The organism is Serratia oryzae (assembly GCF_001976145.1).
Classification (GTDB): Bacteria; Pseudomonadota; Gammaproteobacteria; order Enterobacterales; family Enterobacteriaceae; genus Chania; species Chania oryzae.
The window spans coordinates 528,711-552,604 of record NZ_MOXD01000001.1; the positions used below are offsets into that span (position 1 = coordinate 528,711).

The window sequence follows — 23,894 nt, forward strand, 5'->3', positions numbered from 1 at the left end:
CACAGACTTCGAAGGTTCGAATCCTTCCCCCACCACCATCCTTGTATAATCCCCCCAAAGTCACAATCAACTCCGTGTACCCATATTTCTTCGCACAGGGGAAGGATGAGAAGCTTCGACCAAGGTTCGAGTCGAGCGCAGCGAGACAACGCGCTTTAGCGCGGCCCGAAGGGCGAGGAGCAACGCGACGAGTTATCCTTCCCCCACCACCATCCTTGTATAATCCCCCCCAAAGTCACAATCAACTCCGTATACCCATATTTCTTCGCACAGGGGGAAGGATGAGAAGCTTCGACCAAGGTTCGAGTCGAGCGCAGCGAGACAACGCGCTTTAGCGCGGTCATCCTTCCCACTCAGCGCTTACGTCGATCCAACCAATGAATCCCCTACTTGAACTCCCGCTCGCAATTCGTTATACCACTGGCTTCTTTGAAAGCGGTAAGGAACTGTGTATGCGTAACAATATCTGCGTTTTTTGTGGTGCCAGCGAAGGGATTAACCCGGCCTATGCTGAAAATGCGCGTATTCTGGGGCAGGTGATTGCCACTCAGGGGCGGCGTTTAATCTATGGTGGCGGTAAAAAAGGGCTGATGGGCATTGTCGCCGACGCGGTACTCGAAGCTGGCGGCGAAGTTGTGGGCGTCATCCCCGAACGTTTAGTGGAGGCAGAAACAGCGCATCGTGGTTTAACCAAGCTGGAAGTGGTGCCTGATATGCATACCCGCAAAGCGCGGATGGCCGAGCTGGCTGACGGATTTATTGCTCTGCCGGGCGGTATTGGTACCTTGGAAGAGCTGTTCGAAATCTGGACCTGGGGGCAGATCGGCTATCACAACAAGCCGGTCGGGTTGCTGAATGTAAACGACTTTTATCGTCCATTGAGTGGTTTTTTGCAGCAGGTGGCCGATCAGGGCTTCATGCGCCAGGATTACCTCAACACCCTGCACATCAGTCATTCAGCACAAACTCTGTTACAACAGCTTGACGATTACCAAGCCAAAAATTACGACCGTTGGGCAAAATAATCCTTCCTCAGCCAGCGGCCCTCTGCCGCTGGTCCGCGTTACCTTTCCGGCCAAACTCTGCTACTATCTGAACACATTTTTCTGATAAAAACGGCATCGCTCATGAAGTTTGTCTCTTTTAATATCAATGGACTGCGTGCACGTCCACATCAACTGGCCGCTATTATTGATCAACATCAGCCGGATGTGATCGGCCTACAGGAAACAAAAGTTCACGACGATATGTTTCCGCTGGAAGAGGTAAGCCAGCATGGTTATCACGTGTTCTACCATGGGCAAAAAAGCCACTACGGTGTTGCCCTGCTGACCAAAGAGAAACCGCTTGCCGTGCGTCGTGGTTTTCCGACTGACGAAGACGATGCCCAACGCCGGATTATCATGGCCGATCTGGCGACTCCACAGGGAACGCTGACGGTGATTAATGGCTATTTTCCGCAAGGAGAGAGCCGCGACCACCCGGTCAAATTCCCGGCCAAAACCCGTTTCTATCAGGATCTTCAAAATTACTTGGAGCAGCAGCTTTCTGCGGAATCCCCGGTATTGATCATGGGTGATATGAACATCAGCCCCAGTGATTTTGATATCGGCATCGGCGAAGATAGCCGCAAACGTTGGTTGCGTACCGGCAAATGTTCTTTCCTACCTGAAGAGCGTGAATGGATGGAACGCCTATTGGACTGGGGGTTGGTGGATACCTATCGCCATGCCAACCCGGAGCGCAACGACGAGTTCTCATGGTTTGATTACCGTTCGCGCGGCTTCGATGAAAACCGTGGGCTGCGTATCGATCTGTTACTGGCCAGCACGCCTCTGGCCGCACGCTGCAAGGCGACGGGTATTGACTATCAGATCCGCGGGATGGAAAAACCTTCCGACCATGCGCCGGTCTGGGCCGAGTTTTCACTGTAATTCCCTGCCCCGTGGTGATAACGGGGCCTTACCGATCATTCATATGAAAATCATCGACGTTGTCGCCGCCATTATGGAAAAAGACGGCAGAATTTTACTCGCCCAGCGCGATAGCAGTAGCGATCAGGCCGGTTTGTGGGAGTTCCCCGGTGGCAAGGTTGAAGCGCATGAGAGCCAGCCACAGGCTCTGGCTCGTGAACTGCACGAAGAGTTGGGCATTGTGGCCTGCGTAGGAAATTACCTTGCCAGCACGCAGTGGCAGCAAGGTGAAAGAATCATCCGTTTGCATGTCTGGCAGATCGAGACTTTCAGCGGTGAATTGCAACAGCGCTGCCATTCGGCACTGGCCTGGGTAACGCCGCGGCAAGCGCGTGATTACCCCCTCGCCCCGGCAGATATCCCACTGCTGGAAAGCTATATTGCTACCTTACCCAACTGAGCTAATGGCTGCTTGATGATGCAGCTTTGTACTGAGCTAACCCGCACTACGCCTTGGGAGCACTTTTTTTACGTTTTTTCGCCCCTGCGGCAGGCGGAGGTGGTAAACCGCGAAACGCCATGCTGGCCCGGCTTTGTTTGGCCTGATAAATCAGCTCCTGCAGGGTGCCTTCCAGCGGCTGCATAAAGTCCTGATAACGGCAGGATTTCTCGCTGATTTGCGTCAGGGTAGCCTCCCACTGCGCCGTCATGTCAGGCCGTGCAGCCAGATCCGGCAGGGAATGAATCAACGCCCGCCCGGTTTCACTGGAATGGATATAGCGCCCTTTCTTGTAGAGAAACGCCCGCTTGAACAATAGCTCGACAATGCCCGCACGCGTTGCTTCCGTGCCTAAACCATCGGTGGCACGCAGAATTTTCTTTAATGCTTTGTCTTGCACAAAACGCGCAATCCCGGTCATGGCAGAAAGCAGGCTGGCATCGGTGAATGGCCGCGGCGGCTGCGTCTGGCGTTCCACCACTTCACCCCGCTCACACAGCAGTTCGTCATCCTTGGCGACCACAGGCAAGGGTGCGCCTTCATTTTCCTCATCACGCTCTTTACTGCCCAGCAGGGTACGCCAACCGGCTTCAGCCAGAAAACGCGCCTTGGCGATAAACTTTCCACCGGCGATATCCAGTTCAATGACACATTTGCGGAACATCGCATCCGGGCAGAACTGCATCAGATATTGACGGGCCACCAGACCATAGACGCTCAGTTCGTCTTGGCTCAGGTTGGCTCTGCTGGCACGGGCCGTCGGGATGATCGCATGGTGTGCATCCACCTTTTTATCATCCCAGCAACGGTTACGGCGTTCACTGTCGATCACCGGTTGCGGGTAAAGGTCTGGCTGATGCACGCTGATGGCGTTCAGCACCGCATGGCGCCCGGCGAAATGCTCTTCTGGCAGGTAGCGGCTGTCGGAGCGCGGGTAAGTAATTAACTTATGGGTTTCATACAGCCGCTGGCAGATATCCAGCACCTGCTGGGCACTGAGGTTAAAACGCTTCGCTGCCTCGATTTGCAGCGTGGAAAGGGAAAACGGCAACGGGGCGGTATCTGATTCCCGTTTATCATTATAAGAGGTCACCCGCGCAGGCTGGCCCTCAATACGCTTGACCACATGCTCGGCCAACGGGCGATGCAGCAAGCGCCCCTCTTCATCCTGATAAGGCTCACAGGAGTCGCTCGGTTGCCACAGTGCAACAAAACGCTCCTCTTTCGGCGTAACGATATGCGCTTTCACTTCAAAGAAATCTTTAGGTACGAAGTTTTCAATCTCTTCGTCACGCCGCACCACTAGCCCTAACACCGGCGTTTGCACCCGTCCAACCGATAGCACCCCGTCATAGCCCGCATTGCGCCCCAACAGCGTGTAGGCACGGGTCATATTGATGCCATACAGCCAGTCGGCACGCGCACGCGCCAGCGCGGAAACACATAGCGGAATAAAGTCGCGGTTATCGCGCAGGCGTTCGATAGCCCGCTCCACCGCCTGCGGGTTGAGATCGTTGATCAGGCAGCGGCGCACGCTCTGGCGCTTTTCTGGCGTTAACGCCAGGTAATCCAGCACTTCATCAACCAGCAACTGCCCTTCACGATCCGGGTCACCGGCATGGACCACTTCATCGGCTTCCGTTAACAGCCTTTTTATCGCATTTAACTGCTTGCTGACCGAAGGACGCGGCTGCAGCAGCCACTTCTGGGGAATAATCGGCAGATCCGCCAGCGACCAGCGCGCATAACGGCTGTCGTACGCATCCGGCTGCGCCTGCTCTAATAGATGGCCAACGCACCAGGTCACCACATCGTTGTTGCCGCAGGCAATAAATCCATCCCCCCGGCGGTGGGGTTTAGGTAACACATCGGCAATGGCGCGCGCCAAACTCGGTTTTTCGGCAATAAACAGTCGCATTATTCACCGCTATTCTGGCTGTACGTCATCAGGAATTCTCTAACTTCAGCATAGTTACCACGGAAGATCATCCGCTGGGTCTTCTTCTCTAACTGATAGCGATACATCGGATCGTAATAGTGCTGTAACAACGGCACCAGCCATTGCTGGTGAGCATCGCTATTGCCCTGGGTCCGCTGCAACCGCAACGCCTGATCCAACCATTGCGTCAATTGCTGGAAACGCTCCAACCCCAAACGGCGGCGAATCGCGAACAAACCGTGGTGCAGATACTCGGCGTATTTTTGCCAACCTTCCTGCTCACCGTAGGCGTGTTCAAAAGCCAAACGCATCTGCTCGATGTATTCCGCCTGCAGGCGGGCCAGACGAACCTCAAACGGATCGTCGATCACCACTAAGGGCGCCTGTTGCATGCCGTTGAACAATGCCAATGGTAAATTATTGGAGCCGATGATCCGGCTTTCATCTTCCAGCACCCAGTGGCGGCAGCCTGCATGCTGCTTTTTCAACATCCGTACGGCCAAGTGGTTCTCAAAATCAATCTGCGTATGTTGTTCCACCAGCGTGCGGCCAAAAGACGATCCGCGATGACGGGCGACACCTTCCAAGTCAATGCCTGCCATCAGCTCATTGATCAACAACGTTTTGCCACTGCCGGTATTCCCACCTACGATCACCATCGGCAGCGCAGCGCAGGACTCCAGAGTCTCCAGCAGGAAGGTACGCAGTGCCTTGTAGCCACCGCTAACTCGCGGATAGTCTACCCCGGCCTCACGTAGCCACTGCTGCACCAGTTGCGAACGCAACCCACCACGGAAGCAATAAATATACCCCTGTGGTTGCCGGGCACATTCGGCGATCCAGGCTTGAGTACGTTGCTCCCGCAAGGAGCCATTAACCAGACGATGCCCAAGAGCAATCGCCGCCTGCTGGCCGTGTTGCTTGTAACAGGTTCCCACCGCCTGTCGTTCATTGTCGTTCATCAACGGCAGGTTAATGGCCGTTGGAAATGCCCCCTGCTGAAACTCGATGGGCGCACGCACATCAATCAGTGGCACATCTTGCAGAAAAATGCGCCGATAGTCGTCGGTATCCTGCCGAGTCTGCATGGCTAACACTAGACAACCTCAATCAGCGGTTTGCCCGGCTGGGCGGTGTGCAGTTCACCGATGGTCTTCAGCGTGATGCCGTGGCGCGCAGCAATCGCCTGCACCTCTGCCTCAGCTTCCGGCAGCACGGCCAGCAGTAAACCGCCGGAGGTCTGCGGATCGCACAATAACTGGCGCTGCAAATCGCTCATGGTGCCTATCAGGTGGCCATAGCTGTCGAAGTTACGGCCAGTGCCACCCGGTACGCAGCCCTCGCTGATATAGCGTTCGATATCGGGCAGTTTCGGCACCTGATCAAACCACACTGTCGCCTGCAACTCAGAACCCTGGCACATTTCGCTGAGATGCCCCAGTAAGCCAAAACCCGTCACATCGGTCATTGCCGTCACACCGGCCACGTCGGCAAAGTCCGTGCCAGGCTTGTTCAACTGGCACATCACCTGCGTCGCCAGCCCTTCGTGCTCTGGCCGCAGTTTGCTTTTCTTCTCTGCCGTTGTTAGCACGCCAATCCCCAGTGGCTTGGTCAGAAACAGTTTCGCCCCTGCCTGTGCAGCGCTGTTTTTCTTCACCCGCTCAGTGCTGACGATACCGGTCACCGCCAGGCCGAAGATCGGCTCAGGTGCGTCGATCGAATGGCCGCCAGCCAGGGCGATTCCTGCCTGCTGGCAGGCATAACGCCCGCCGTCTATCACCTGCTGTGCCACTTCCGCAGGCAGCGTCGCAATCGGCCAGCCCAGGATGGCAATCGCCATAATCGGCTTACCGCCCATGGCATAGACATCGCTGATGGCGTTAGTGGCCGCGATACGGCCAAAATCAAACGGGTTATCGACGATCGGCATGAAGAAATCCGTGGTACTGATAATGCCAACACCATTACCGATGTCATACACCGCCGCATCATCACGGGTTTCGTTGCCCACCAGTAAACGCGGATCAACAAACTTTTCCTGTTCGCTATGCAGTATCGTTTCGAGAACTTTCGGCGAGATTTTGCAGCCGCAGCCAGCCCCGTGGCTGTACTGGGTTAAACGAATGACCGGCGATGTCATAGTCCACTCCCTTTGGGTAATAAGCTTCAGAATATCACAATGGGGTATAGGGTAACGCTTGCCGAGGGGATTGGTAAGAGCAGGCTGGCATTATGCGTATAGCCTGCTCAGAAACAGTACAAAACTGCGGGGTATCGCGCACTTTCCGCCAATAACCCGCAGGCATGATCAGAAATAGCTGACGAAAGGCGTGCTGTCTGGAGGCACCACTTTGGTTGTGGCTTTCAGCTGTGGGGTACCGAGATAAAGGAAACCAACGATCTCATCCTGTTCACGGCAGGCAAAAGCCTCCCGCACCAGCGGATGTTCCGTCCAGGCACCGGTACGCCAGATGCCATTGAACCCTTGTGCCAATGCCGCCATCTGCATCGCCTGCACGGCACAACCGGCAGAAATCACCTGTTCCCAGCGGGGGATTTTCGGATTTTCACTGCAATGCGCCACCACAGTAATGATCAACGGGGCGCGGAACGGGGCCTGCCTGGCTTTTTCAACGGCAGCCTCATCCAGTTCATCATGCTTTGCCGCCGCCTGTAACAAGGCGCTGAAACGTTCTAACCCCTGATTTTCGATCAGCACAAATCGCCACGGCTGCAATGCGCCATGATCGGGAGCGCGTAACCCGGCATTGATAATATTCTGACGCGCTTCACCCGTTGGCGCAGGAGCGGCCAAACGTGATGCCGAACGGCGATTCAGTAAAAGATCCAGTGCATCCATTATAATCTCCTGATAATAATTTTCATTCGGATCACGTTAACATAGCTACACAGTGAGTTACAGCCTCTGCAATACTGTCTATAGCTTACGATTTAAAGCTGACATTTCTTCGGCCGCTCATTAGGATAGCGGGACATTCTCGACTCTTTTTGGAGAGCACATGCGCACATTGTGGCGATTCATTTCTGGCGTTTTCAAGTGGGCCTGGCGTCTGCTGAATTTTATCAGGGAATTTATCCTGAACTTATTTTTGATTCTGCTGATCCTGGTTGGAGCCGGCATCTATCTTTCTTTCCAAAGCAGCACGCCGGTGGAAACACCACGAGGCGCGTTGCTGGTGAACCTGAGCGGCGTTGTGGTTGACCAGCCGTCTGTGAACAGCCGGGTTCGCCAATGGGGCCGTGAGCTATTGGGTGCCTCCAGTAATCGTCTGCAAGAGAACTCGCTGTTTGACCTGGTGGATATGATTCGTAAGGCCAAAGATGATAAAAACATCACGGGTATGGTGTTGCAGCTCAATGAGTTCGCCGGTGCCGATCAACCTTCCTTGCAATATATTGGCAAAGCGCTGCGCGAATTCCGCGACAGTGGCAAACCGATCTTCGCCATTGGCGACAGCTACAATCAGACACAATACTATCTGGCCAGCTATGCCAATAAAATCTATCTGTCCCCACAAGGGGGAGTCGATCTCCACGGCTTTGCGATCAACAACCTGTATTACAAGTCCTTGCTGGACACCCTGAAAGTCACGACCCATATTTTCCGGGTCGGGACTTATAAATCCGCGGTGGAACCGCTGATCCGCAACGATATGTCTCCGGAAGCCCGCGATGCCGACAGCCGCTGGGTGGGTGGCCTGTGGCAGAATTACCTGTCAACCGTCGCCGCCAATCGTCAACTGACGCCAGAACAGCTGTTCCCAGGGGCTGCGGCAATCCTCTCTGGCCTGCAAGCCGCAGGGGGTGATACGGGCAAGTTTGCTCTGGAAAGCAAACAGGTTGATGAACTGGCTTCACGCCCCGAGGTTGAAGCTCAGTTGATAAAAACCTTCGGCTGGGACAAGCAGACCAATGATTTCAACGCGGTCAGCATCTACGACTATCAGCCTAAATCAACGCCGGATCAGGGGGGTGAAATCGCTGTCATCTTCGCTAACGGCGCGATCATGGATGGCCAGCAAACCCCTGGAACCGTCGGTGGTGATAGCACTGCGGCACAGCTGCGCCAGGCGCGCCTGGATCCGAAAATCAAAGCGGTGGTCTTCCGTGTGAATAGCCCTGGCGGCAGCGTAAGCGCTTCTGAGGTGATCCGTTCTGAGCTGGCCGCCGTGCGAGCAGCCGGAAAACCGGTGGTCGTCTCCATGGGGGGGATGGCCGCTTCCGGTGGTTACTGGGTTTCAACACCTGCGGATTACATCATCGCCAGCCCGAGTACCCTCACCGGCTCCATCGGCATCTTTGGTATTATCAACACCTTTGAAAACACGCTGAGCAGCATTGGGGTGCATACCGACGGGGTAGCCACCTCACCGTTGGCCGATTTAGCGATCACCAAGGCGTTACCAGCCGAGTTCTCGCAAATGATGCAGTTGAACATCGAGAACGGCTACAAGAACTTTATCAACCTGGTGGCTAAAGCACGGAATATGACACCAGAGCAGGTTGACCACATCGCTCAGGGCCACGTCTGGCTTGGCAATGATGCCAAGAAAAATGGCCTGGTCGATCAATTGGGTGACTTTGATGACGCCGTGAAGAAAGCCGCCGAGTTGGCCAAACTGCCGCAGTGGCAGCTTAACTGGTTTGTGGATAATCCAAGCCTGGCAGATATGATCCTCAGCCAGTTTGGTGTTTCCATCCATGCAATGCTGCCTGCGGCTCTCCAGTCGATGCTGCCAGCTCCGCTGGCTTCCGTTGCTTTGGCAGTGAAGGAGCAACCTGGCTTGTTCAATAATCTGAACGATCCGCAGCATCGTTATGCTATCTGCCTGACCTGTGGTGAAGTGCGTTAGCACATGGCTCTCTGGCCCGGCATCTGCCGGGCTTATTCCTCTATAATTCAGCTCATCTGGAATCTATTAAGATTTATGTTATGCACAAGAAATCCATTTACGTCGCCTATACCGGTGGCACGATCGGGATGCAACGTTCTGAACACGGCTATATTCCGGTTTCCGGCCACTTGCAGCACCAGCTGTCGCTGATGACCGAATTCCATCGCCCGGAAATGCCCGACTTCACCATCCATGAGTATGCACCGCTGATCGACTCCTCTGATATGACGCCGGAAGACTGGCAGCATATTGCCGACGATATTAAGCAGCATTACGATCAATATGATGGTTTTGTCATCCTGCACGGCACCGATACCATGGCTTTTACCGCCTCGGCGTTATCCTTCATGCTGGAAAACCTGGATAAACCGGTTATTGTGACAGGGTCACAGATTCCTTTAGCAGAACTACGTTCCGACGGCCAGACTAATCTGCTGAATGCACTGTATCTGGCGGCCCATCACCCGGTGAATGAAGTTTGTCTGTTTTTCAACAACAAACTGTTTCGCGGCAATCGCACCACTAAAGCCCATGCCGACGGCTTTGACGCCTTCGCCTCACCCAACCTGCCGCCGCTGCTGGAGGCCGGGATCCATATCCGCCGCCAAACCGGCATTGCTTCCCCGGTTTGTAACGGCGATCTGATAGTGCATAACATTACGCCACAACCGATCGGCGTGGTCACCATATATCCAGGGATTTCCAGTGCGGTAGTGCGTAACTTCTTGCTGCAACCGGTAAAAGCCCTGATCCTGCGCTCTTATGGCGTCGGCAATGCGCCACAGAAGGCAGAACTGGTGGATGAATTGCGCGATGCCTCTGCGCGTGGCATCGTAGTGGTTAACTTGACTCAGTGCATCTCTGGCCGGGTCAACATGGAGGGATATGCCACCGGCAATGCCCTGGCCCATGCTGGCGTGATCAGCGGCTTTGATATGACGGTAGAGGCTGCCTTAACCAAGCTGCATTACCTGTTGAGCCAACCTCTGACGCCGGAAGAAATTCGCAGCCAGATGCAACAGGATCTGCGTGGTGAACTGAGTGCTGCGGGCTAACCGATCGTGGAGTGGAAATGAAAACTGCCCTACTGCTGATTGATTTGCAAAACGATTTTTGCCCCGGTGGCGCGCTGGCGGTTGCCGAAGGCGATCAGACCATCGCCATTGCCAATCAGGCGATCGAAGCCTGTCTGGCCCGGCAGGAGGCCGTGATTGCCAGCCAGGATTGGCACCCGGCCAATCACCGCAGCTTTGCGGTGAACTCTCACGCGCAACCCGGTACGCTCGGTGAGCTTGAAGGATTACCGCAGGTTTGGTGGCCGATACACTGCGTGCAAGGCACTTCTGGAGCCGCATTCCATCCGCAGCTCAAGCAACAGGCACTGGCGGCGGTGTTTCGTAAGGGTGAAAACCCGAACATCGATAGCTACAGTGCGTTTTTTGATAATGGCCGTCGCACGCAAACGGCTCTTGATAACTGGCTGAAGTCTCAGGGGATCACCCATCTTGCCGTGATGGGGTTAGCAACGGATTATTGCGTCAAATTCAGCGTGTTGGACGCCTTGCATCTGGGTTACCACACCATGGTGATCACAGAGGGATGCCGAGGCGTCAATCTGCAACCGGAAGATAGCCAACAAGCGCTATTGGCGATGCAGCAAGCAGGAGCGCAATTGGTGACACTGTCACAGTTTATCCAACGCTAACGCTATGGGCCGCCGTTCTGGGGATATCGCGCAGACGATAATAAACGCTTGGTTCATCAGTGAGCTAAAAGATTAAGCATCAAGTATAGCCGCAAGGGCGATGCTGACATCGCCCTACATGCCAGCTTACTGCGGTTTCAGCTTCACCAAAGGCTCGGCAATAAACTGCTGTTTCAGCTCCTGCTTGCTTTTCATCACAATCTGCCCATCGGTGCCAATGCTCATATGCTGGGGATCGGCATTGTGCATCGACTGCCAGAGCATTACCGCCTGCAGGCTGTTTTCTTTCTGTTCCGGCGTCAGGGCAACACCATCAGGCCATTTACCCAGTTCCACGGCCTGCACCAACCGCTGGTAGATTTCTGGCGTCATGGCCGCAATCAGGTCTTTCACTTCCATCAATGCGTTTCCTCACTCACAGATGAATAATTAGCTGAATCGATTTTGTTGATCAATTTACTCCCTAACCCACCGTTTTCTCACCACTCTCATTGTCGGTAAAACTCAATGATGCCGAGTTGACACAGTAACGTTCACCCGTTGGCTGCGGGCCATCGGGGAATACGTGTCCCAGATGCGCATCACAATGGCCACAGCGGATCTCAACGCGATGCATATTATGTGAATTATCATCAAGATATAGAATGGCATCATCAGAAACCGGCTGGTAGAAACTGGGCCATCCACAGCCAGAATCATACTTGCTGTCAGAGTAAAACAGCGGTGCGTTGCAACACAGGCAATGGTACACCCCATCACGTTTGTTGTGCAGCAACTTACCGGAGTATGGCGCTTCTGTGCCACGCTCCTGCGTAACATAGCGTTGGATTTCATTCAGTTCCGTGACGGGTTGATGAGGCATTGTCTCTTTAGCCATTTGTGCGATTCCCGAAATAGTCGATAACATCAACGAAAACAATGAGTAATGGTAACAAAAAATTAACAACTTTGCAGGCCTTTTTAGCCTAAACTATAGCGCGTAAGGTCACGCCACGACTAATGTGATCCTAATCACATATATTGTGCACAGTGACTTTATACTTAGTGGTTTGCCCCCATATCAAGATGAGACCAAACGTAAATGGAATGTGCAATAAGCGTGCAAAACCGGGTTTCAGGTTTGACTTGCCGCAAGAATTGACACGATTCCGCTTGACGCTCGGTAAGGTTTTTGTAATTTTACAACCAACCTTTTATTCACTAACAAATAGCTGGTGGAATATATGACTATCAAAGTAGGTATCAACGGTTTTGGCCGTATCGGTCGCATTGTTTTCCGTGCTGCTCAGGAACGTTCTGACATTGAAATCGTTGCAATCAACGATCTGTTAGACGCAGAGTACATGGCTTACATGCTGAAGTACGACTCTACCCATGGCCGTTTCGACGGTACTGTAGAAGTTAAAGACGGCCACCTGGTTGTTAACGGTAAGACCATCCGTTGTACCTCAGAAAGAGACCCGGCTAACCTGAAGTGGAACGAAGTCAACGTTGACGTCGTTGCTGAAGCAACAGGCCTGTTCCTGACTGACGAAACTGCACGTAAGCACATCGCTGCAGGCGCCAAGAAAGTGGTTCTGACAGGTCCATCTAAAGATGACACCCCAATGTTCGTTATGGGCGTGAACCATAAATCTTACGCTGGCCAAGAAATCGTTTCTAACGCATCTTGCACCACCAACTGCCTGGCACCGCTGGCCAAAGTGATCAACGACAAGTTCGGTATCGTTGAAGCGCTGATGACCACGGTTCATGCAACCACCGCAACTCAAAAAACCGTTGATGGCCCGTCTCACAAAGACTGGCGCGGCGGCCGCGGCGCAGCCCAGAACATCATCCCTTCTTCTACCGGTGCTGCTAAAGCAGTAGGTAAAGTTATCCCAGAACTGAACGGCAAACTGACCGGTATGGCGTTCCGCGTTCCTACCCCGAACGTGTCTGTGGTTGACCTGACTGCTCGTCTGGCAAAACCAGCTTCCTACAAAGAAATCTGTGCTGCTATCAAAGCCGCTTCTGAAGGCGAGCTGAAAGGCGTGCTGGGTTACACCGAAGACGAAGTGGTTTCTACCGATTTCAACGGCGAAACACTGACTTCCGTATTCGATGCGAAAGCCGGTATCGCGTTGAGCGACACCTTTGTGAAACTGGTTTCTTGGTACGACAACGAAACAGGTTACTCTAACAAAGTATTGGATCTGATCGCTCACATCTCCAAGTAATCTGGCGTGAGGTGGTAGTGATCATAAGGGCGACATTAGTGTCGCCCTTTTTACTGGTTTTTTGCGGCGAAAAGAAGGCAACTTACGTGTACGAGAAAATCTTCACCCTACCCGTTACCGAACAAATCACTCCCTTTATCAGCCAGCGTCAGTTGGATGAGCTGCCGGTAGTGGTAGTAACTCATCCCAAAGTACGAGCAGCCATTAGCTTACAGGGTGCGCATTTGCTGGCCTGGCAACCCGAAGGCGATCGGCCAGTGATCTGGCTAAGTGAGAATACCCCATTCAAACAAGGTATCGCGATCCGCGGTGGCGTGCCGATTTGCTGGCCCTGGTTCGGCACAGCGGGAACCCCCTCTCACGGTTTCGCACGCAATCAGCCTTGGTGCTTAACGGCCCACGATGAAGATGAAAACGGCGTGAACCTAACCTTTACGCTGCAAGATAGCGCACAAACACGCGCTCATTGGCCACATGCCTTTACGCTCATCGCCCGCTTCAAGCTGGGTGAAGAATGTGAGATTGAGCTGGAATCTCAGGGTGATTATCAGGCAACCGCTGCGCTACATACCTATTTCGAAATTGGCGATATCACTCGCATCAGCGTTGCCGGCCTTGGTGAACACTATATCGATAAGGTGGCACATGTCGCTGACGCGCGTCAGGCAGGAGAGCTCGTCTTTGTCGGCCAAACCGATCGGGTCTATACCCAGCCCACGACACGCAGCCTGATTAAAGATCCGGCTTTGCAGCGCGCCATCGAAGTCAATCATCATGATATGAGCGACGTGATCGCCTGGAACCCAGGTGCAGCACTGTCTGCCAGCATGGCAGATATGACGGATGAAGGGTATAAAACTATGGTGTGCGTGGAAACTGGCCGAGTGACTAAACCGCTGCTTGCCACAGGTGAACAACCTGCACGTTTGGCAGTGACGTTCCGCAGCCGCCAAAGCGGCTAAGTCTGCCCTGAATGCTACTGCATTGGGATTGTGCAAAAGGGGCGCTATCGCCCCTTTTTAGTGCAACCGACGCACAATTATCGTGCAAGTTAACTCAGAAGTTGTAACTTACCCCGGTCAGTAAAATAGCCGTATATGATTTATCAACCATCGGGCTATCCTTAACTTCGCTAGACAAGTGGATATAGCGGCCGGTGACAAACGCATTCCAATTAGGGTTGAATCTGTAATTTGCCGTCAGTTCAACATAGGGCGCAAAGCTATTACCTGCCGAATAGCTGTCTAGGCCGCTACGACGAGATTCGTGATCGCTAACGCCATAGTAATAATCAGTTTGGTTCTTACTGCTCCAGGTTATCCCGACTCCTGGCACTAACATCCAGTTATCCAGCATAAAACGGTGGAGATACGTCACATCCCCCAGCATACCGTTGCTGTTGTCCAACGTATCCGCCGATAATGCAGTACGGATAGTTCCCCACTCTGTATTATAGGAATACGTTAGGCCAGCCATCAGCGTGCCACGACGTTTATCTAAGCGTTTCATGCGCTCATCGTCACTGTCGTCAGGCTGAAAAGACTGAGGAAGGTAATACGCCATCACGCTCAATTTGTTCTGTTGGTCATTCCACAGATAATAACCAGCCGTCAGGCTGCGAAAGTAGAAGTTGTCATCTTCATAGTTAATGATGGGCAACGGGTACACACGGGTTTGATAACCAAGATACGGCTCTGGCGTAACCAGTACACCTGCCCCGAGAGACAAGTTCCCTGCTTGAGCACTATGCGCACACACCATTGCAGAAGCGACAATTGCTAGCGTTTTGAAATGAGATATCTTCACTGGTTTTTTCCGTAAATAGCAGAGTAAACGATGAATATAGTTTATGTGAAAATGTAACTACCTGCCTAATCTTTACAATATAAAATGACCAAGATCGAATAACTTAGAACAGAAGTATGAATTTTTGATGGCAGAACCTTAGCATATTTGGCCGCAACCCGCGCCAGATAAGGCATTTGGCCACTATGAAATAACTGAGTCATTGATATGACTTAAAAAAAGCTTTTTTTCATGCAGGAAATTTTCCAGTATGCAACTACGCTTAAATCAGAAGGTGAATTATCCTGGGCTCAGTGGCAATACAGCGCAACTCGCGATAATAAGCGCACCAAGTTGGCATACGAGTTGCTGTACTCAGAGATAACGTCGCTCTTTCGGGAGCCAGAATACCAACACCAGCTCCCTTTAACCTGTGCTAATAACGAAAGGACGGGCATCGCCATGAACATATTTGACCACTATCGCCAGCGCTACGAAGCTGCCAAGGACGAAGAGTTCACACTGCAGGAATTTCTTACCATTTGCCGGCAAGATCGCAGTGCATATGCCAATGCGGCGGAACGTCTGCTGATGGCTATCGGTGAACCAGTCATGGTGGACACCGCGCTTGAGTCACGCATGTCGCGCCTGTTCTCCAACAGAGTGATCGCACGCTATCCGGCATTCGAAGAATTCTACGGTATGGAAGAAGCTATCGAACAGATAGTCTCTTACCTGAAGCACGCCGCTCAAGGGCTTGAAGAGAAGAAACAGATCCTTTACCTGCTGGGCCCGGTGGGTGGCGGTAAGTCATCGCTTGCAGAACGTTTGAAAGCGCTGATGCAACGCGTGCCTATTTACACCCTGAGCGCTAATGGGGAGCGCAGCCCGGTCAATGACCATCCGCTGTGCCTGTTCAACCCGCAGGAAGATGCCAATATTCTGGAAAAAGAATACAACATCCCCATGCGCTATCTCGGCACCATTATGTCGCCGTGGGCAGCGAAACGCCTGCATGAGTTCGGCGGTGACATCACCAAATTCAAAGTTGTGAAGGTTCGCCCTTCCATCCTTGACCAAATTGCCATCGCCAAAACCGAACCTGGCGATGAGAACAACCAGGATATTTCCGCACTGGTGGGCAAAGTGGACATCCGTAAACTGGAAAACCACGCGCAGAACGATCCAGATGCCTACGGTTATTCCGGTGCCCTGTGCCGTGCCAACCAAGGGATCATGGAGTTCGTCGAGATGTTTAAAGCACCGATTAAAGTGCTACATCCTCTGCTGACGGCCACCCAGGAAGGTAACTACAACGGGACTGAGGGGATTTCTGCCCTGCCGTTCAGCGGTATTATCTTGGCACACTCGAACGAATCGGAATGGGTGACCTTCCGTAACAACAAAAACAACGAGGCTTTCCTCGACCGTGTTTACATCGTCAAGGTGCCTTACTGCCTGCGGGTGTCAGAAGAGATCAAAATCTACGACAAGCTGCTGGATCACAGTGAGCTGACACACGCGCCGTGCGCCCCTGGCACACTGGAAACGTTGGCCCGCTTTACCGTGCTCTCGCGGCTGAAAGAGCCAGAAAACTCCAGTATCTACTCGAAGATGCGGGTTTATGACGGCGAAAGCCTGAAAGACACCGATCCGAAAGCCAAGTCGTATCAGGAATACCGCGACTATGCCGGGGTTGATGAGGGAATGAACGGTCTTTCGACCCGTTTCGCCTTCAAAATTCTGTCTCGGGTATTCAACTTTGATCATGTTGAAGTGGCTGCAAACCCGGTCCATCTGTTCTACGTGCTGGAACAGCAGATCGAACGCGAGCAGTTCCCACAGGATCAGGCTGAAAAATACCTGGAGCACCTGAAAGGCTATCTGATTCCGAAATACGCCGAGTTTATCGGCAAGGAAATCCAGACCGCTTATCTGGAATCTTACTCCGAATACGGCCAGAACATTTTTGACCGCTATGTCACCTACGCTGATTTCTGGATCCAGGATCAGGAGTACCGTGACCCCGATACCGGCCAACTGTTTGACCGTGAGTCCTTGAATGCTGAACTGGAGAAAATCGAAAAACCAGCGGGTATCAGCAACCCGAAAGATTTCCGCAACGAGATCGTCAACTTTGTTCTGCGTGCCCGCGCCAATAATAGTGGCCGGAATCCAAACTGGACCAGTTACGAGAAACTGCGGACGGTGATCGAGAAGAAAATGTTCTCGAATACCGAAGAGTTGCTGCCAGTCATTTCCTTCAATGCGAAAACCTCAACGGATGAGCAGAAGAAACACGATGACTTCGTCGACCGTATGATGGAGAAAGGCTATACCCGTAAACAGGTTCGTCTGCTGTGCGAATGGTACCTGCGGGTAAGGAAATCTTCATAATGTTTGCGGCCATGGCGTCATAGATAGCCTGTATACCTAGTGACTTTCGGGTTGCAGCCAACGGGCTGCAACCTGGAAGCTGCAGGTAGAGAAAGTTGGCAACGTTGTTTGGGGGATGTATGGCCTATTTCATTGACCGACGGCTGAATGGCAAAAACAAGAGCATGGTGAACCGCCAGCGCTTCTTGCGCCGTTATAAGTCGCAAATCAAACAGTCGATTGCCGAAGCCATCAACAAGCGTTCGGTGACCGACGTCGACAGCGGGGAGTCAGTTTCGATTCCTTCGGGTGATATCAGCGAGCCGATGTTTCATCAGGGGCGTGGCGGTACACGCCATCGCGTTCATCCGGGCAACGATCACTTTGTGCAAAATGACCGCGTCGAACGGCCACAAGGTGGCGGCGGCGGCGGAGGCAGCGGCCAAGGCAATGCCAGCCAGGACGGAGAAGGTGAAGATGAATTCGTCTTCCAGATCTCCAAAGATGAGTATCTCGACCTGCTGTTTGAAGATCTGGCGCTGCCAAACCTGAAGAAAAACCAGTACAAACAGTTAACAGAGTACAAAACCCATCGTGCCGGTTACACCGCTAACGGCGTACCAGCGAATATCAGCGTCGTGCGTTCATTGCAAAACTCACTGGCGCGGCGAACCGCGATGACGGCCGGTAAACGGCGGGCATTGCATGAGCTCGAAGATACCCTCACCCAGTTGGAAAACACCGAACCGGTGCAACTGCTGGAAGAGGAGCGCTTGCGTAAAGAAATTGCCGAACTGCGCAAGAAAATCGACAGCGTGCCCTTTATCGACACCTTCGATTTGCGCTACAAGAACTATGAGCGCCGACCGGAGCCTTCCAGCCAGGCGGTGATGTTCTGCCTGATGGACGTTTCAGGTTCGATGGATCAGGCCACCAAAGACATGGCCAAACGTTTTTATATTCTGCTCTATCTGTTCCTGAGCCGGACTTATAAGAACGTTGAGGTGGTGTATATCCGCCACCATACGCAGGCTAAAGAAGTGGACGAACAGGAGTTTTTCTACTCGCAAGAAACGGGCGGTACCATTGTCTCCAGCGCGCTGAAGCTGATGGAGGAAGTGGTTGAGGAACGCTACGATCCGGCGCAGTGGAACATCTATGCTGCACAGGCATCGGACGGCGATAACTGGGCGGATGACTCACCGCTGTGTCACGAACTGTTGGCGCAAAAGATCCTGCCGATGGTGCGTTACTTCAGCTACATCGAGATCACACGCCGTGCCCATCAAACGCTGTGGCGCGAATATGAAAATCTGCAGGCAACCTTTGAAAACTTCGCCATGCAGCATATCCGCGAGCCAGAGGATATCTATCCGGTATTCCGGGCACTTTTCCACAAACAAACGGCGTAAAACCGATCTTAATCTCAATCAGCCAGATAACTCAGGTTTCTGGCTGATTGTATTTCTGCCTGAATATTCCATCCGTAAAATAAAAAACCCCGGCATGGCTGCCAGGGCTAGAATTTGTGCCGGTCGCTTTCCCGGCTGTCATGGTGTGGCGTAAGCGTTCATCGAACACTCCAACTTTACACGGCCTGAGCACGGCCCTTTCACAACAGAAAAAACTACTGTTCTCAATAACCTTTTCTGTTGCTGAAGTCTGGATAGTGGGTGGTGGTTTTCGCGGTGGAAAATCTTCACCCCCGGCACAGGGCCGGAGGTGAAGAGGTAGGGTGGGTTAACGCTTGTCTGCTCCGGTCTTTGCCATCATCGCTGTCGCAAGTTTCTATCACCCTACCAGCTCAGATTACAGCGCGGTAACGTTGCCAGCTGACGGGCCTTTAGCACCATTTTCGATGGTGAACTCAACCTTTTGGCCTTCATCAAGCGTTTTATAATCATTCCCCTGAATGGCAGAAAAATGCACAAACACATCTTTGCTACCGTCAGCAGGGGAAATAAAACCAAAACCTTTACCAGCGTCAAACCATTTTACTAAACCAGTCATTTTATTAGACATAGATACTTCCTTCATTATTTTTTAGGCCGCCATAGTGGCGAGTGAGGTCTGCTATTCAGTGGAAACTTATGGGGCACTAAAGAAGAGAATTCGCGGAAGAAGAGGTATCTGTCGGATATCACTAATACTGAGAACTGCTTTACTAAAACTGCTTTCATAAGGTCTGTGCTACAAACCGATGACGTCATTTACTCATAACCATCCGTTATTAGCAATCTATATTTATAATTATTTTTGATAAACGACTAAAACCCCCTTGCCTGAAAACAATAAGCCAGAGCCAAACGTTGCTTGTCACAGTTTAACCCCCTAGAATGCGCTGCTCAAAAAAAAACTTGGATCGGTTTCATGTCATCGCTGTGGGTAACAACGCAATACGTTTATTTAATTGGCCTATTAGTTTCTATGTTTTTTACGTACTTAGTCAGCAAGGATACCATTAAAATCCGCTGCATCAGCGCACTCGTCATCGGCCTGACCTGGCCACTGAGTCTCCCGGTCGTATTGCTGTTTGCCTTATTCTAACCAAATGACAAAAACATCTTTACTTCTGAATATGGGGCTCTGAGATATCTACCATACGGCAGACTTTGCTGAAGTTATTGGATTTCTCACAAATTTTATCAGTGACATAAACGCTAAGGTAGCCTAGTACCAGCAGGTAACCGATCATACATAAAATGAAGATAAGAGTTCTCAACGCTAGTTACCAACCCGACGCAATGACTGAAAACATCATACCGTGATTAACTGACTTTCGCCTCTGTCAAAATAGGCACTTACCCGCCGAGTTGCACCACACTATTCGGTTTGGTGTACCATTATGCTATCCACAAAGCTGCCGGAGGCCCCGCAATGCACCACCTGATGTTAGATATTGAAACGCTGGACATCGCACCCAGCGCCGTGATCCTGGTCGTTGCTGCAGTCTTTTTTGATCCCAAAACGGGCAAGCTGGGCGCGGAATTTGAAGCCGCGATCAACAGCCAAAAGGATCAGCCTGGTCGCACCATCAGCCTCACCACCGTAGCCTGGTGGGCCAAACAGTCAGATGAAGCACGTAAGCGGGCCTTTGGCGGGACAGAAAATCTAAAGCGCGTGTTAACTCACTTCAGCCGTTTTATTCACATGCACAGCACCAACAGCGTGAAAGTATGGGGCAACGGTAAAGAGTTTGACTGCACAATCCTCGAACACGCCTTCAACCAGCTTGAAATACCCTGCCCTTGGCAATTCTGGGATACGCAGGACGTACGTACCATCATTACGCTGGCAGAACTGCACGGCTTCAACCCGAAAAAAGAGCGCCCGTTTGAAGGCACCCCTCATCGTGCGTTGGATGATGCCAAACATCAGGCACGCTATGTTGCTGATGTTATTTCCGCACTCTATTACCGCAAACCCTCTTCCGTTTGATGCTGCCCGCCTCTTACCTGACGACGTCAACGTTAACCCGCGCCGCCAGGCTGGTCAGCAATTCATAACCCAGCGTACCGGCTGCTGCTGCAACATTGTCCACCGGCAGATTCCGCCCCCATAGCTCCACCCGGGTGCCAATAGCGGCCTGCGGGCAAGGCGTCAGATCCACCATCATCATGTCCATCGAAACGCTACCCAGCGTATGGGTCAATACGCCATCGACCCACACCGGCGTGCCGGTCGGCGCATGACGCGGATAGCCATCGGCATAGCCACAGGCCACCACGCCAATACGCTGCGGCCCAGTGGCGGTATAGCGGCCGCCATAACCCACGCGATCGCCCTGTTGCAACGTTTGCATACCAATGATTTCACTGCTCAGCGTCATCGCCGGTTGCAAGCCCGTATCAGCAATGTCGCGCCAGTTGCCGGTGGGTGATGCGCCATACAGGATAATACCCGGCCGCACCCAACTGCCATGGCTCTCAGGGTGCCACAAGATGGCGGCAGAATTCGCCAGGCAGCGTGGCAGAGTGATGGCGGCTGCGGCGCGTTCAATCGTTGCCATCTGTTGTGCGACACCTTCGGTGCTATCAGCGGTAGCAAAATGGCTCATCAGCGTCATTGATGCAATATTGCGCAACTCCTGCGCTTTCTGCCAGATATTGTGCAACCGCTCTGGGGCGAACCCCAAACGATTCATCCCACTATTGAGTTTCAGGTAAACATCCACGGGCGCTTGCAGACGCGCTTCGGCAATCGCCTGAAGCTGCCAGTCACTGTTCACCGCAGTGGCCAATCGATAGCGATCGATCAGCAACAGATCTTCTGGCTGAAAAAAACCTTCCAGAAGCAGGATCGAGCCGCGCCAGCCAGACTCCCTAAGCAGGATGGCCTCGGCCAGATCGAGCAGGGCAAAACCATCAGTTTGCGCCAGACTTTGCCAGACATTCTTCAGGCCATGCCCATAGGCATTTGCCTTAACAACCGACCAGACCTTGGCAGTGGGAGCAAAACGGCGAACAACGTGCAGATTATTGGCAAACGCCGCCAAATGCAGCGTAGCGGTTATCGGGCGGGGCATTGGTTCTCCTTCAGCCTCCATGGCAAACAACAGCCGCAGGCAACAACCTGCGGCACTCGTTACTTTCAGCGTGCCGGATGCACGTCATTCAGCGGGATTGCCGGTCTCTGGCGAAAACTGGCGCTATAGCGCGCTACGGCTAAATCGTCAGAGGGGATTGCTGGCGTAATGCCGGAAATCAGATCGGCAAGCAACTGCCCGGAACCACAGGCCATCGTCCAGCCCAGCGTACCATGTCCCGTATTGAGATAGAGGTTTTTCAGCGACGTTCGGCCAACGATCGGCGTGCCGTCGGGCGTCATTGGCCGCAAACCGGTCCAGAATGTGGCATCCTCAATCCGGCCACCGTTCGGATACAGATCGCGCACCACCATCTCCAGCGTTTCACGGCGTTTCTGTTCCAGTTCGGTATTAAAACCGACAATCTCGGCCATGCCCCCCACGCGGATGCGCTGATCAAAACGGGTAATGGCGATTTTGTAGGTTTCATCCAGCACGGTAGAGAACGGTGCGGCCGCTTCATCGGTGATCGGGATCGTCAACGAATAGCCTTTCAGCGGATAGACCGGTATCGAAACCATATCGCGCAGTAATGCGGTGGAATAAGCCCCGAACGCGACCACATAGCTGTCGGCTTTAATCACTTCGCCATCACACTGCACCCCGGTGATTTTATCGCCCGCCACCAACAGGCGATCAACGCTGCGGTTGAACAGAAAATTGACACCGGCCTGTTGGGCCAGCTTCGCCAATTGTTGGGTAAACAGCTGGCAATCCCCGGTTTCATCATTGGGTAACTGCAAACCGCCGGTCAACTTATGCGCCACCTGCGCCAACGCCGGTTCAACCGTCGCCAATTGGCTGGCTTCCAGCAGTTTATAAGGCACCCCGGCATCTTCCAGCACGGCGATATCCTTGGCAGCACTCTCAAACTGCTGCTGAGTACGGAACAGTTGCAACGTCCCCCCTTGACGCCCTTCGTATTGAATACCGGTTTCCTGACGCAGCACTTTGATACAGTCACGGCTGTATTCCGCCAGGCGCACCATACGGCCTTTGTTGGTCATATAGTGGGCGGTATCGCAATTTCGCAACATCTGCCACATCCAGCGTAGCTGGAAGCTGCTGCCGTCAAGACGTATCGCCAGCGGCGCATGGCGCTGGAACATCCATTTAATCGCCTTTAGCGGCACTCCTGGCGCAGCCCACGGCGCGGCATAGCCCGGTGAGATCTGCCCGGCGTTGGCGGCGCTGGTTTCCATTGCCGGCCCCGCTTGACGATCGATAACCGTGACCTCATGACCGGCTTTTGCTAAATACCAGGCACTGGCAACGCCTACCACTCCACTCCCTAAAATGACCACACGCATCGCTGACTCCAAAAGCATAATCATCTAATTACATGAAATTAACCCAGTGGAAAAAACCGAAAAACAACTTACTCATTAATCATGACAACATTCACATTTAATTTATCGTTCAAACGGAGATCTTTTGCAATAGACGCCTATAAATAGCGATAAGATGTTGTAAAAATGGCGATGGGGAAAGAAACAGCCCTTCAATCGCCATCATTGACTGCATTGATTGCAATGCAAAAACCTTCTCTGATAACATTCCGTTAACGGTAGATAAATATGAAACCGCCCTTAATAATCAGAACTTTATTTTTTATAAATCACCTTTTGACGGAATATTATATTTAAACGACGTCGTACCCTCGCAGCAGAAAAAACTCGCTGCTGAACAACAACCTCTCTCATGCCATAAGTTGCACCCCCTTTCGGCCGGGCTATACTCGAAAGAGAGAAAAGGCGATTGGCTCAGCGTCTTCTCGGCCAGAAATCAGCAGAAATAACCGCAAGAGGTCAGGACGACCGCGGTAACCAGTAAGTTGAAAGCCAACCAACGATCGGTGCAGAGCGATATGTTAATTTTACTTTACTGATATATAACGGTTTATTTCAACTTGGACTATGATTGATACAAGACCTGCCAAAACGAGCAGAGTCCGTTA

General features: G+C 52.5%; 22 protein-coding genes and 2 other RNA genes. 14 read left to right on the forward strand and 10 right to left on the reverse strand.

The annotated features are described in order from the left end of the window. The first annotated feature begins 84 nt into the window (after nucleotides 1–84). The 5 genes from BMI79_RS02490 (at nucleotide 85) to BMI79_RS02510 (ending at nucleotide 2,373) form a co-directional block, all read left to right on the forward strand. Nucleotides 85–212: non-coding RNA, RtT sRNA (locus BMI79_RS02490), on the forward strand. 48 nt (nucleotides 213–260) lie between these two features. After that, nucleotides 261–360, forward strand: a non-coding RNA gene (locus BMI79_RS02495) — RtT sRNA. 92 nt (nucleotides 361–452) lie between these two features. Next, nucleotides 453–1,025 carry an LOG family protein gene (locus BMI79_RS02500; protein WP_076940242.1) on the forward strand — a complete coding sequence of 191 codons (573 nt, stop codon included), beginning with the start codon at nucleotides 453–455 and terminating at the stop codon, nucleotides 1,023–1,025. A 102-nt stretch (nucleotides 1,026–1,127) separates the two neighbouring features. After that, nucleotides 1,128–1,934 (forward strand): exodeoxyribonuclease III, encoded by an 807-nt coding sequence (xthA, locus tag BMI79_RS02505; RefSeq protein ID WP_076940243.1) that lies wholly within the window; start codon nucleotides 1,128–1,130, stop codon nucleotides 1,932–1,934. Between the two features lie 43 nt (nucleotides 1,935–1,977). Continuing rightward, a complete protein-coding gene (locus tag BMI79_RS02510) occupies nucleotides 1,978–2,373 on the forward strand; it encodes a pyrimidine (deoxy)nucleoside triphosphate diphosphatase (protein WP_076940392.1) in 396 nt (131 codons plus the stop codon). A 46-nt stretch (nucleotides 2,374–2,419) separates the two neighbouring features. Here BMI79_RS02510 and BMI79_RS02515 read toward each other — a convergent pair whose 3' ends face one another. The 4 genes from BMI79_RS02515 to BMI79_RS02530 all read right to left on the reverse strand — a co-directional run bounded on the left by BMI79_RS02515 (nucleotide 2,420) and on the right by BMI79_RS02530 (nucleotide 7,211). Beyond that, on the reverse strand, nucleotides 2,420–4,330 hold the full coding sequence (locus BMI79_RS02515; protein WP_076940244.1) for a DNA topoisomerase III: 1,911 nt from the start codon (nucleotides 4,328–4,330) through the stop codon (nucleotides 2,420–2,422). Next, complete coding sequence (mnmH, locus tag BMI79_RS02520) at nucleotides 4,330–5,439, reverse strand: tRNA 2-selenouridine(34) synthase MnmH (protein ID WP_076940393.1); 1,110 nt, start codon at nucleotides 5,437–5,439, stop codon at nucleotides 4,330–4,332. The genes BMI79_RS02515 and mnmH overlap by 1 nt, the downstream gene beginning before the upstream one ends. 8 nt (nucleotides 5,440–5,447) lie before the next feature. Further along, nucleotides 5,448–6,491, reverse strand: coding sequence for a selenide, water dikinase SelD (gene selD, locus BMI79_RS02525; protein ID WP_076940245.1), 1,044 nt, complete (start codon nucleotides 6,489–6,491; stop codon nucleotides 5,448–5,450). Between the two features lie 168 nt (nucleotides 6,492–6,659). Further along, nucleotides 6,660–7,211 carry an NAD(P)H nitroreductase gene (locus BMI79_RS02530; protein ID WP_076940246.1) on the reverse strand — a complete coding sequence of 184 codons (552 nt, stop codon included), beginning with the start codon at nucleotides 7,209–7,211 and terminating at the stop codon, nucleotides 6,660–6,662. Nucleotides 7,212–7,371: 160 nt separating this feature from the next. Between BMI79_RS02530 and sppA the strand changes: the two genes are divergently transcribed. The 3 genes from sppA (at nucleotide 7,372) to pncA (ending at nucleotide 10,972) form a co-directional block, all read left to right on the forward strand. Next, nucleotides 7,372–9,225 carry a signal peptide peptidase SppA gene (gene sppA / locus BMI79_RS02535; RefSeq protein WP_076940247.1) on the forward strand — a complete coding sequence of 618 codons (1,854 nt, stop codon included), beginning with the start codon at nucleotides 7,372–7,374 and terminating at the stop codon, nucleotides 9,223–9,225. An 80-nt stretch (nucleotides 9,226–9,305) separates the two neighbouring features. Then, a complete protein-coding gene (gene ansA / locus BMI79_RS02540; protein ID WP_076940248.1) occupies nucleotides 9,306–10,322 on the forward strand; it encodes an asparaginase in 1,017 nt (338 codons plus the stop codon). A 17-nt stretch (nucleotides 10,323–10,339) separates the two neighbouring features. Beyond that, nucleotides 10,340–10,972: a bifunctional nicotinamidase/pyrazinamidase gene (pncA, locus tag BMI79_RS02545; protein ID WP_076940249.1), complete on the forward strand. Its 633-nt coding sequence runs from the start codon at nucleotides 10,340–10,342 to the stop codon at nucleotides 10,970–10,972. Nucleotides 10,973–11,098: 126 nt separating this feature from the next. On the opposite strand, the gene BMI79_RS02550 is transcribed toward pncA, so the two are convergent. Then, a complete protein-coding gene (locus BMI79_RS02550; protein ID WP_076940250.1) occupies nucleotides 11,099–11,371 on the reverse strand; it encodes a YeaC family protein in 273 nt (90 codons plus the stop codon). Between the two features lie 64 nt (nucleotides 11,372–11,435). Then, entirely contained in the window at nucleotides 11,436–11,849 is a 414-nt protein-coding gene (gene msrB, locus BMI79_RS02555; RefSeq protein WP_076940251.1) for a peptide-methionine (R)-S-oxide reductase MsrB, read from the reverse strand. Between the two features lie 346 nt (nucleotides 11,850–12,195). Between msrB and gapA the strand changes: the two genes are divergently transcribed. Together gapA and BMI79_RS02565 are read left to right on the forward strand one after the other, a co-directional pair. Beyond that, complete coding sequence (gene gapA, locus BMI79_RS02560; protein WP_076940252.1) at nucleotides 12,196–13,191, forward strand: glyceraldehyde-3-phosphate dehydrogenase; 996 nt, start codon at nucleotides 12,196–12,198, stop codon at nucleotides 13,189–13,191. Nucleotides 13,192–13,277: 86 nt separating this feature from the next. After that, nucleotides 13,278–14,153, forward strand: coding sequence for a D-hexose-6-phosphate mutarotase (locus BMI79_RS02565; protein ID WP_076940253.1), 876 nt, complete (start codon nucleotides 13,278–13,280; stop codon nucleotides 14,151–14,153). A 94-nt stretch (nucleotides 14,154–14,247) separates the two neighbouring features. Here the strand turns inward: BMI79_RS02565 and BMI79_RS02570 are convergent, their stop codons facing one another. Beyond that, nucleotides 14,248–14,952 carry a MipA/OmpV family protein gene (locus tag BMI79_RS02570; RefSeq protein WP_076940254.1) on the reverse strand — a complete coding sequence of 235 codons (705 nt, stop codon included), beginning with the start codon at nucleotides 14,950–14,952 and terminating at the stop codon, nucleotides 14,248–14,250. A gap of 486 nt (nucleotides 14,953–15,438) precedes the next feature. Between BMI79_RS02570 and yeaG the strand changes: the two genes are divergently transcribed. Both yeaG and BMI79_RS02580 read left to right on the forward strand, forming a co-directional pair. Continuing rightward, nucleotides 15,439–17,373: a protein kinase YeaG gene (yeaG, locus tag BMI79_RS02575; protein ID WP_076940255.1), complete on the forward strand. Its 1,935-nt coding sequence runs from the start codon at nucleotides 15,439–15,441 to the stop codon at nucleotides 17,371–17,373. A 119-nt stretch (nucleotides 17,374–17,492) separates the two neighbouring features. After that, complete coding sequence (locus tag BMI79_RS02580) at nucleotides 17,493–18,764, forward strand: YeaH/YhbH family protein (protein ID WP_076940256.1); 1,272 nt, start codon at nucleotides 17,493–17,495, stop codon at nucleotides 18,762–18,764. Between the two features lie 397 nt (nucleotides 18,765–19,161). On the opposite strand, the gene cspE is transcribed toward BMI79_RS02580, so the two are convergent. After that, complete coding sequence (gene cspE, locus BMI79_RS02585) at nucleotides 19,162–19,374, reverse strand: transcription antiterminator/RNA stability regulator CspE (RefSeq protein WP_076940257.1); 213 nt, start codon at nucleotides 19,372–19,374, stop codon at nucleotides 19,162–19,164. 348 nt (nucleotides 19,375–19,722) lie between these two features. Here cspE and BMI79_RS02590 point away from each other — a divergent pair, with 348 nt between their 5' ends. Together BMI79_RS02590 and BMI79_RS02595 are read left to right on the forward strand one after the other, a co-directional pair. Further along, nucleotides 19,723–19,899 (forward strand): GhoT/OrtT family toxin, encoded by a 177-nt coding sequence (locus tag BMI79_RS02590; protein ID WP_076940258.1) that lies wholly within the window; start codon nucleotides 19,723–19,725, stop codon nucleotides 19,897–19,899. 330 nt (nucleotides 19,900–20,229) lie between these two features. Next, nucleotides 20,230–20,790 carry a 3'-5' exonuclease gene (locus BMI79_RS02595; RefSeq protein ID WP_076940259.1) on the forward strand — a complete coding sequence of 187 codons (561 nt, stop codon included), beginning with the start codon at nucleotides 20,230–20,232 and terminating at the stop codon, nucleotides 20,788–20,790. Nucleotides 20,791–20,803: 13 nt separating this feature from the next. Here the strand turns inward: BMI79_RS02595 and dadX are convergent, their stop codons facing one another. Together dadX and BMI79_RS02605 are read right to left on the reverse strand one after the other, a co-directional pair. Continuing rightward, nucleotides 20,804–21,877 (reverse strand): catabolic alanine racemase DadX, encoded by a 1,074-nt coding sequence (gene dadX / locus BMI79_RS02600; RefSeq protein ID WP_076940260.1) that lies wholly within the window; start codon nucleotides 21,875–21,877, stop codon nucleotides 20,804–20,806. Nucleotides 21,878–21,942: 65 nt separating this feature from the next. Next, entirely contained in the window at nucleotides 21,943–23,247 is a 1,305-nt protein-coding gene (locus BMI79_RS02605; protein ID WP_076940261.1) for a D-amino acid dehydrogenase, read from the reverse strand. Nucleotides 23,248–23,894 lie beyond the last annotated feature (647 nt).

Bases quoted from the DNA above. Each gene is read 5' to 3' on its own strand.
- BMI79_RS02500 (WP_076940242.1), top strand. From the start codon at position 453: ATGCGTAACAATATCTGCGTTTTTTGTGGTGCCAGCGAAGGGATTAAC.
- xthA (WP_076940243.1), top strand. From the start codon at position 1,128: ATGAAGTTTGTCTCTTTTAATATCAATGGACTGCGTGCACGTCCACAT.
- BMI79_RS02510 (WP_076940392.1), top strand. From the start codon at position 1,978: ATGAAAATCATCGACGTTGTCGCCGCCATTATGGAAAAAGACGGCAGA.
- BMI79_RS02515 (WP_076940244.1), bottom strand. From the start codon at position 4,330: ATGCGACTGTTTATTGCCGAAAAACCGAGTTTGGCGCGCGCCATTGCC.
- mnmH (WP_076940393.1), bottom strand. From the start codon at position 5,439: ATGCAGACTCGGCAGGATACCGACGACTATCGGCGCATTTTTCTGCAA.
- selD (WP_076940245.1), bottom strand. From the start codon at position 6,491: ATGACATCGCCGGTCATTCGTTTAACCCAGTACAGCCACGGGGCTGGC.
- BMI79_RS02530 (WP_076940246.1), bottom strand. From the start codon at position 7,211: ATGGATGCACTGGATCTTTTACTGAATCGCCGTTCGGCATCACGTTTG.
- sppA (WP_076940247.1), top strand. From the start codon at position 7,372: ATGCGCACATTGTGGCGATTCATTTCTGGCGTTTTCAAGTGGGCCTGG.
- ansA (WP_076940248.1), top strand. From the start codon at position 9,306: ATGCACAAGAAATCCATTTACGTCGCCTATACCGGTGGCACGATCGGG.
- pncA (WP_076940249.1), top strand. From the start codon at position 10,340: ATGAAAACTGCCCTACTGCTGATTGATTTGCAAAACGATTTTTGCCCC.
- BMI79_RS02550 (WP_076940250.1), bottom strand. From the start codon at position 11,371: ATGGAAGTGAAAGACCTGATTGCGGCCATGACGCCAGAAATCTACCAG.
- msrB (WP_076940251.1), bottom strand. From the start codon at position 11,849: ATGGCTAAAGAGACAATGCCTCATCAACCCGTCACGGAACTGAATGAA.
- gapA (WP_076940252.1), top strand. From the start codon at position 12,196: ATGACTATCAAAGTAGGTATCAACGGTTTTGGCCGTATCGGTCGCATT.
- BMI79_RS02570 (WP_076940254.1), bottom strand. From the start codon at position 14,952: ATGGTGTGTGCGCATAGTGCTCAAGCAGGGAACTTGTCTCTCGGGGCA.
- yeaG (WP_076940255.1), top strand. From the start codon at position 15,439: ATGAACATATTTGACCACTATCGCCAGCGCTACGAAGCTGCCAAGGAC.
- BMI79_RS02580 (WP_076940256.1), top strand. From the start codon at position 17,493: ATGGCCTATTTCATTGACCGACGGCTGAATGGCAAAAACAAGAGCATG.
- cspE (WP_076940257.1), bottom strand. From the start codon at position 19,374: ATGTCTAATAAAATGACTGGTTTAGTAAAATGGTTTGACGCTGGTAAA.
- BMI79_RS02590 (WP_076940258.1), top strand. From the start codon at position 19,723: ATGTCATCGCTGTGGGTAACAACGCAATACGTTTATTTAATTGGCCTA.
- BMI79_RS02595 (WP_076940259.1), top strand. From the start codon at position 20,230: ATGCACCACCTGATGTTAGATATTGAAACGCTGGACATCGCACCCAGC.
- dadX (WP_076940260.1), bottom strand. From the start codon at position 21,877: ATGCCCCGCCCGATAACCGCTACGCTGCATTTGGCGGCGTTTGCCAAT.
- BMI79_RS02605 (WP_076940261.1), bottom strand. From the start codon at position 23,247: ATGCGTGTGGTCATTTTAGGGAGTGGAGTGGTAGGCGTTGCCAGTGCC.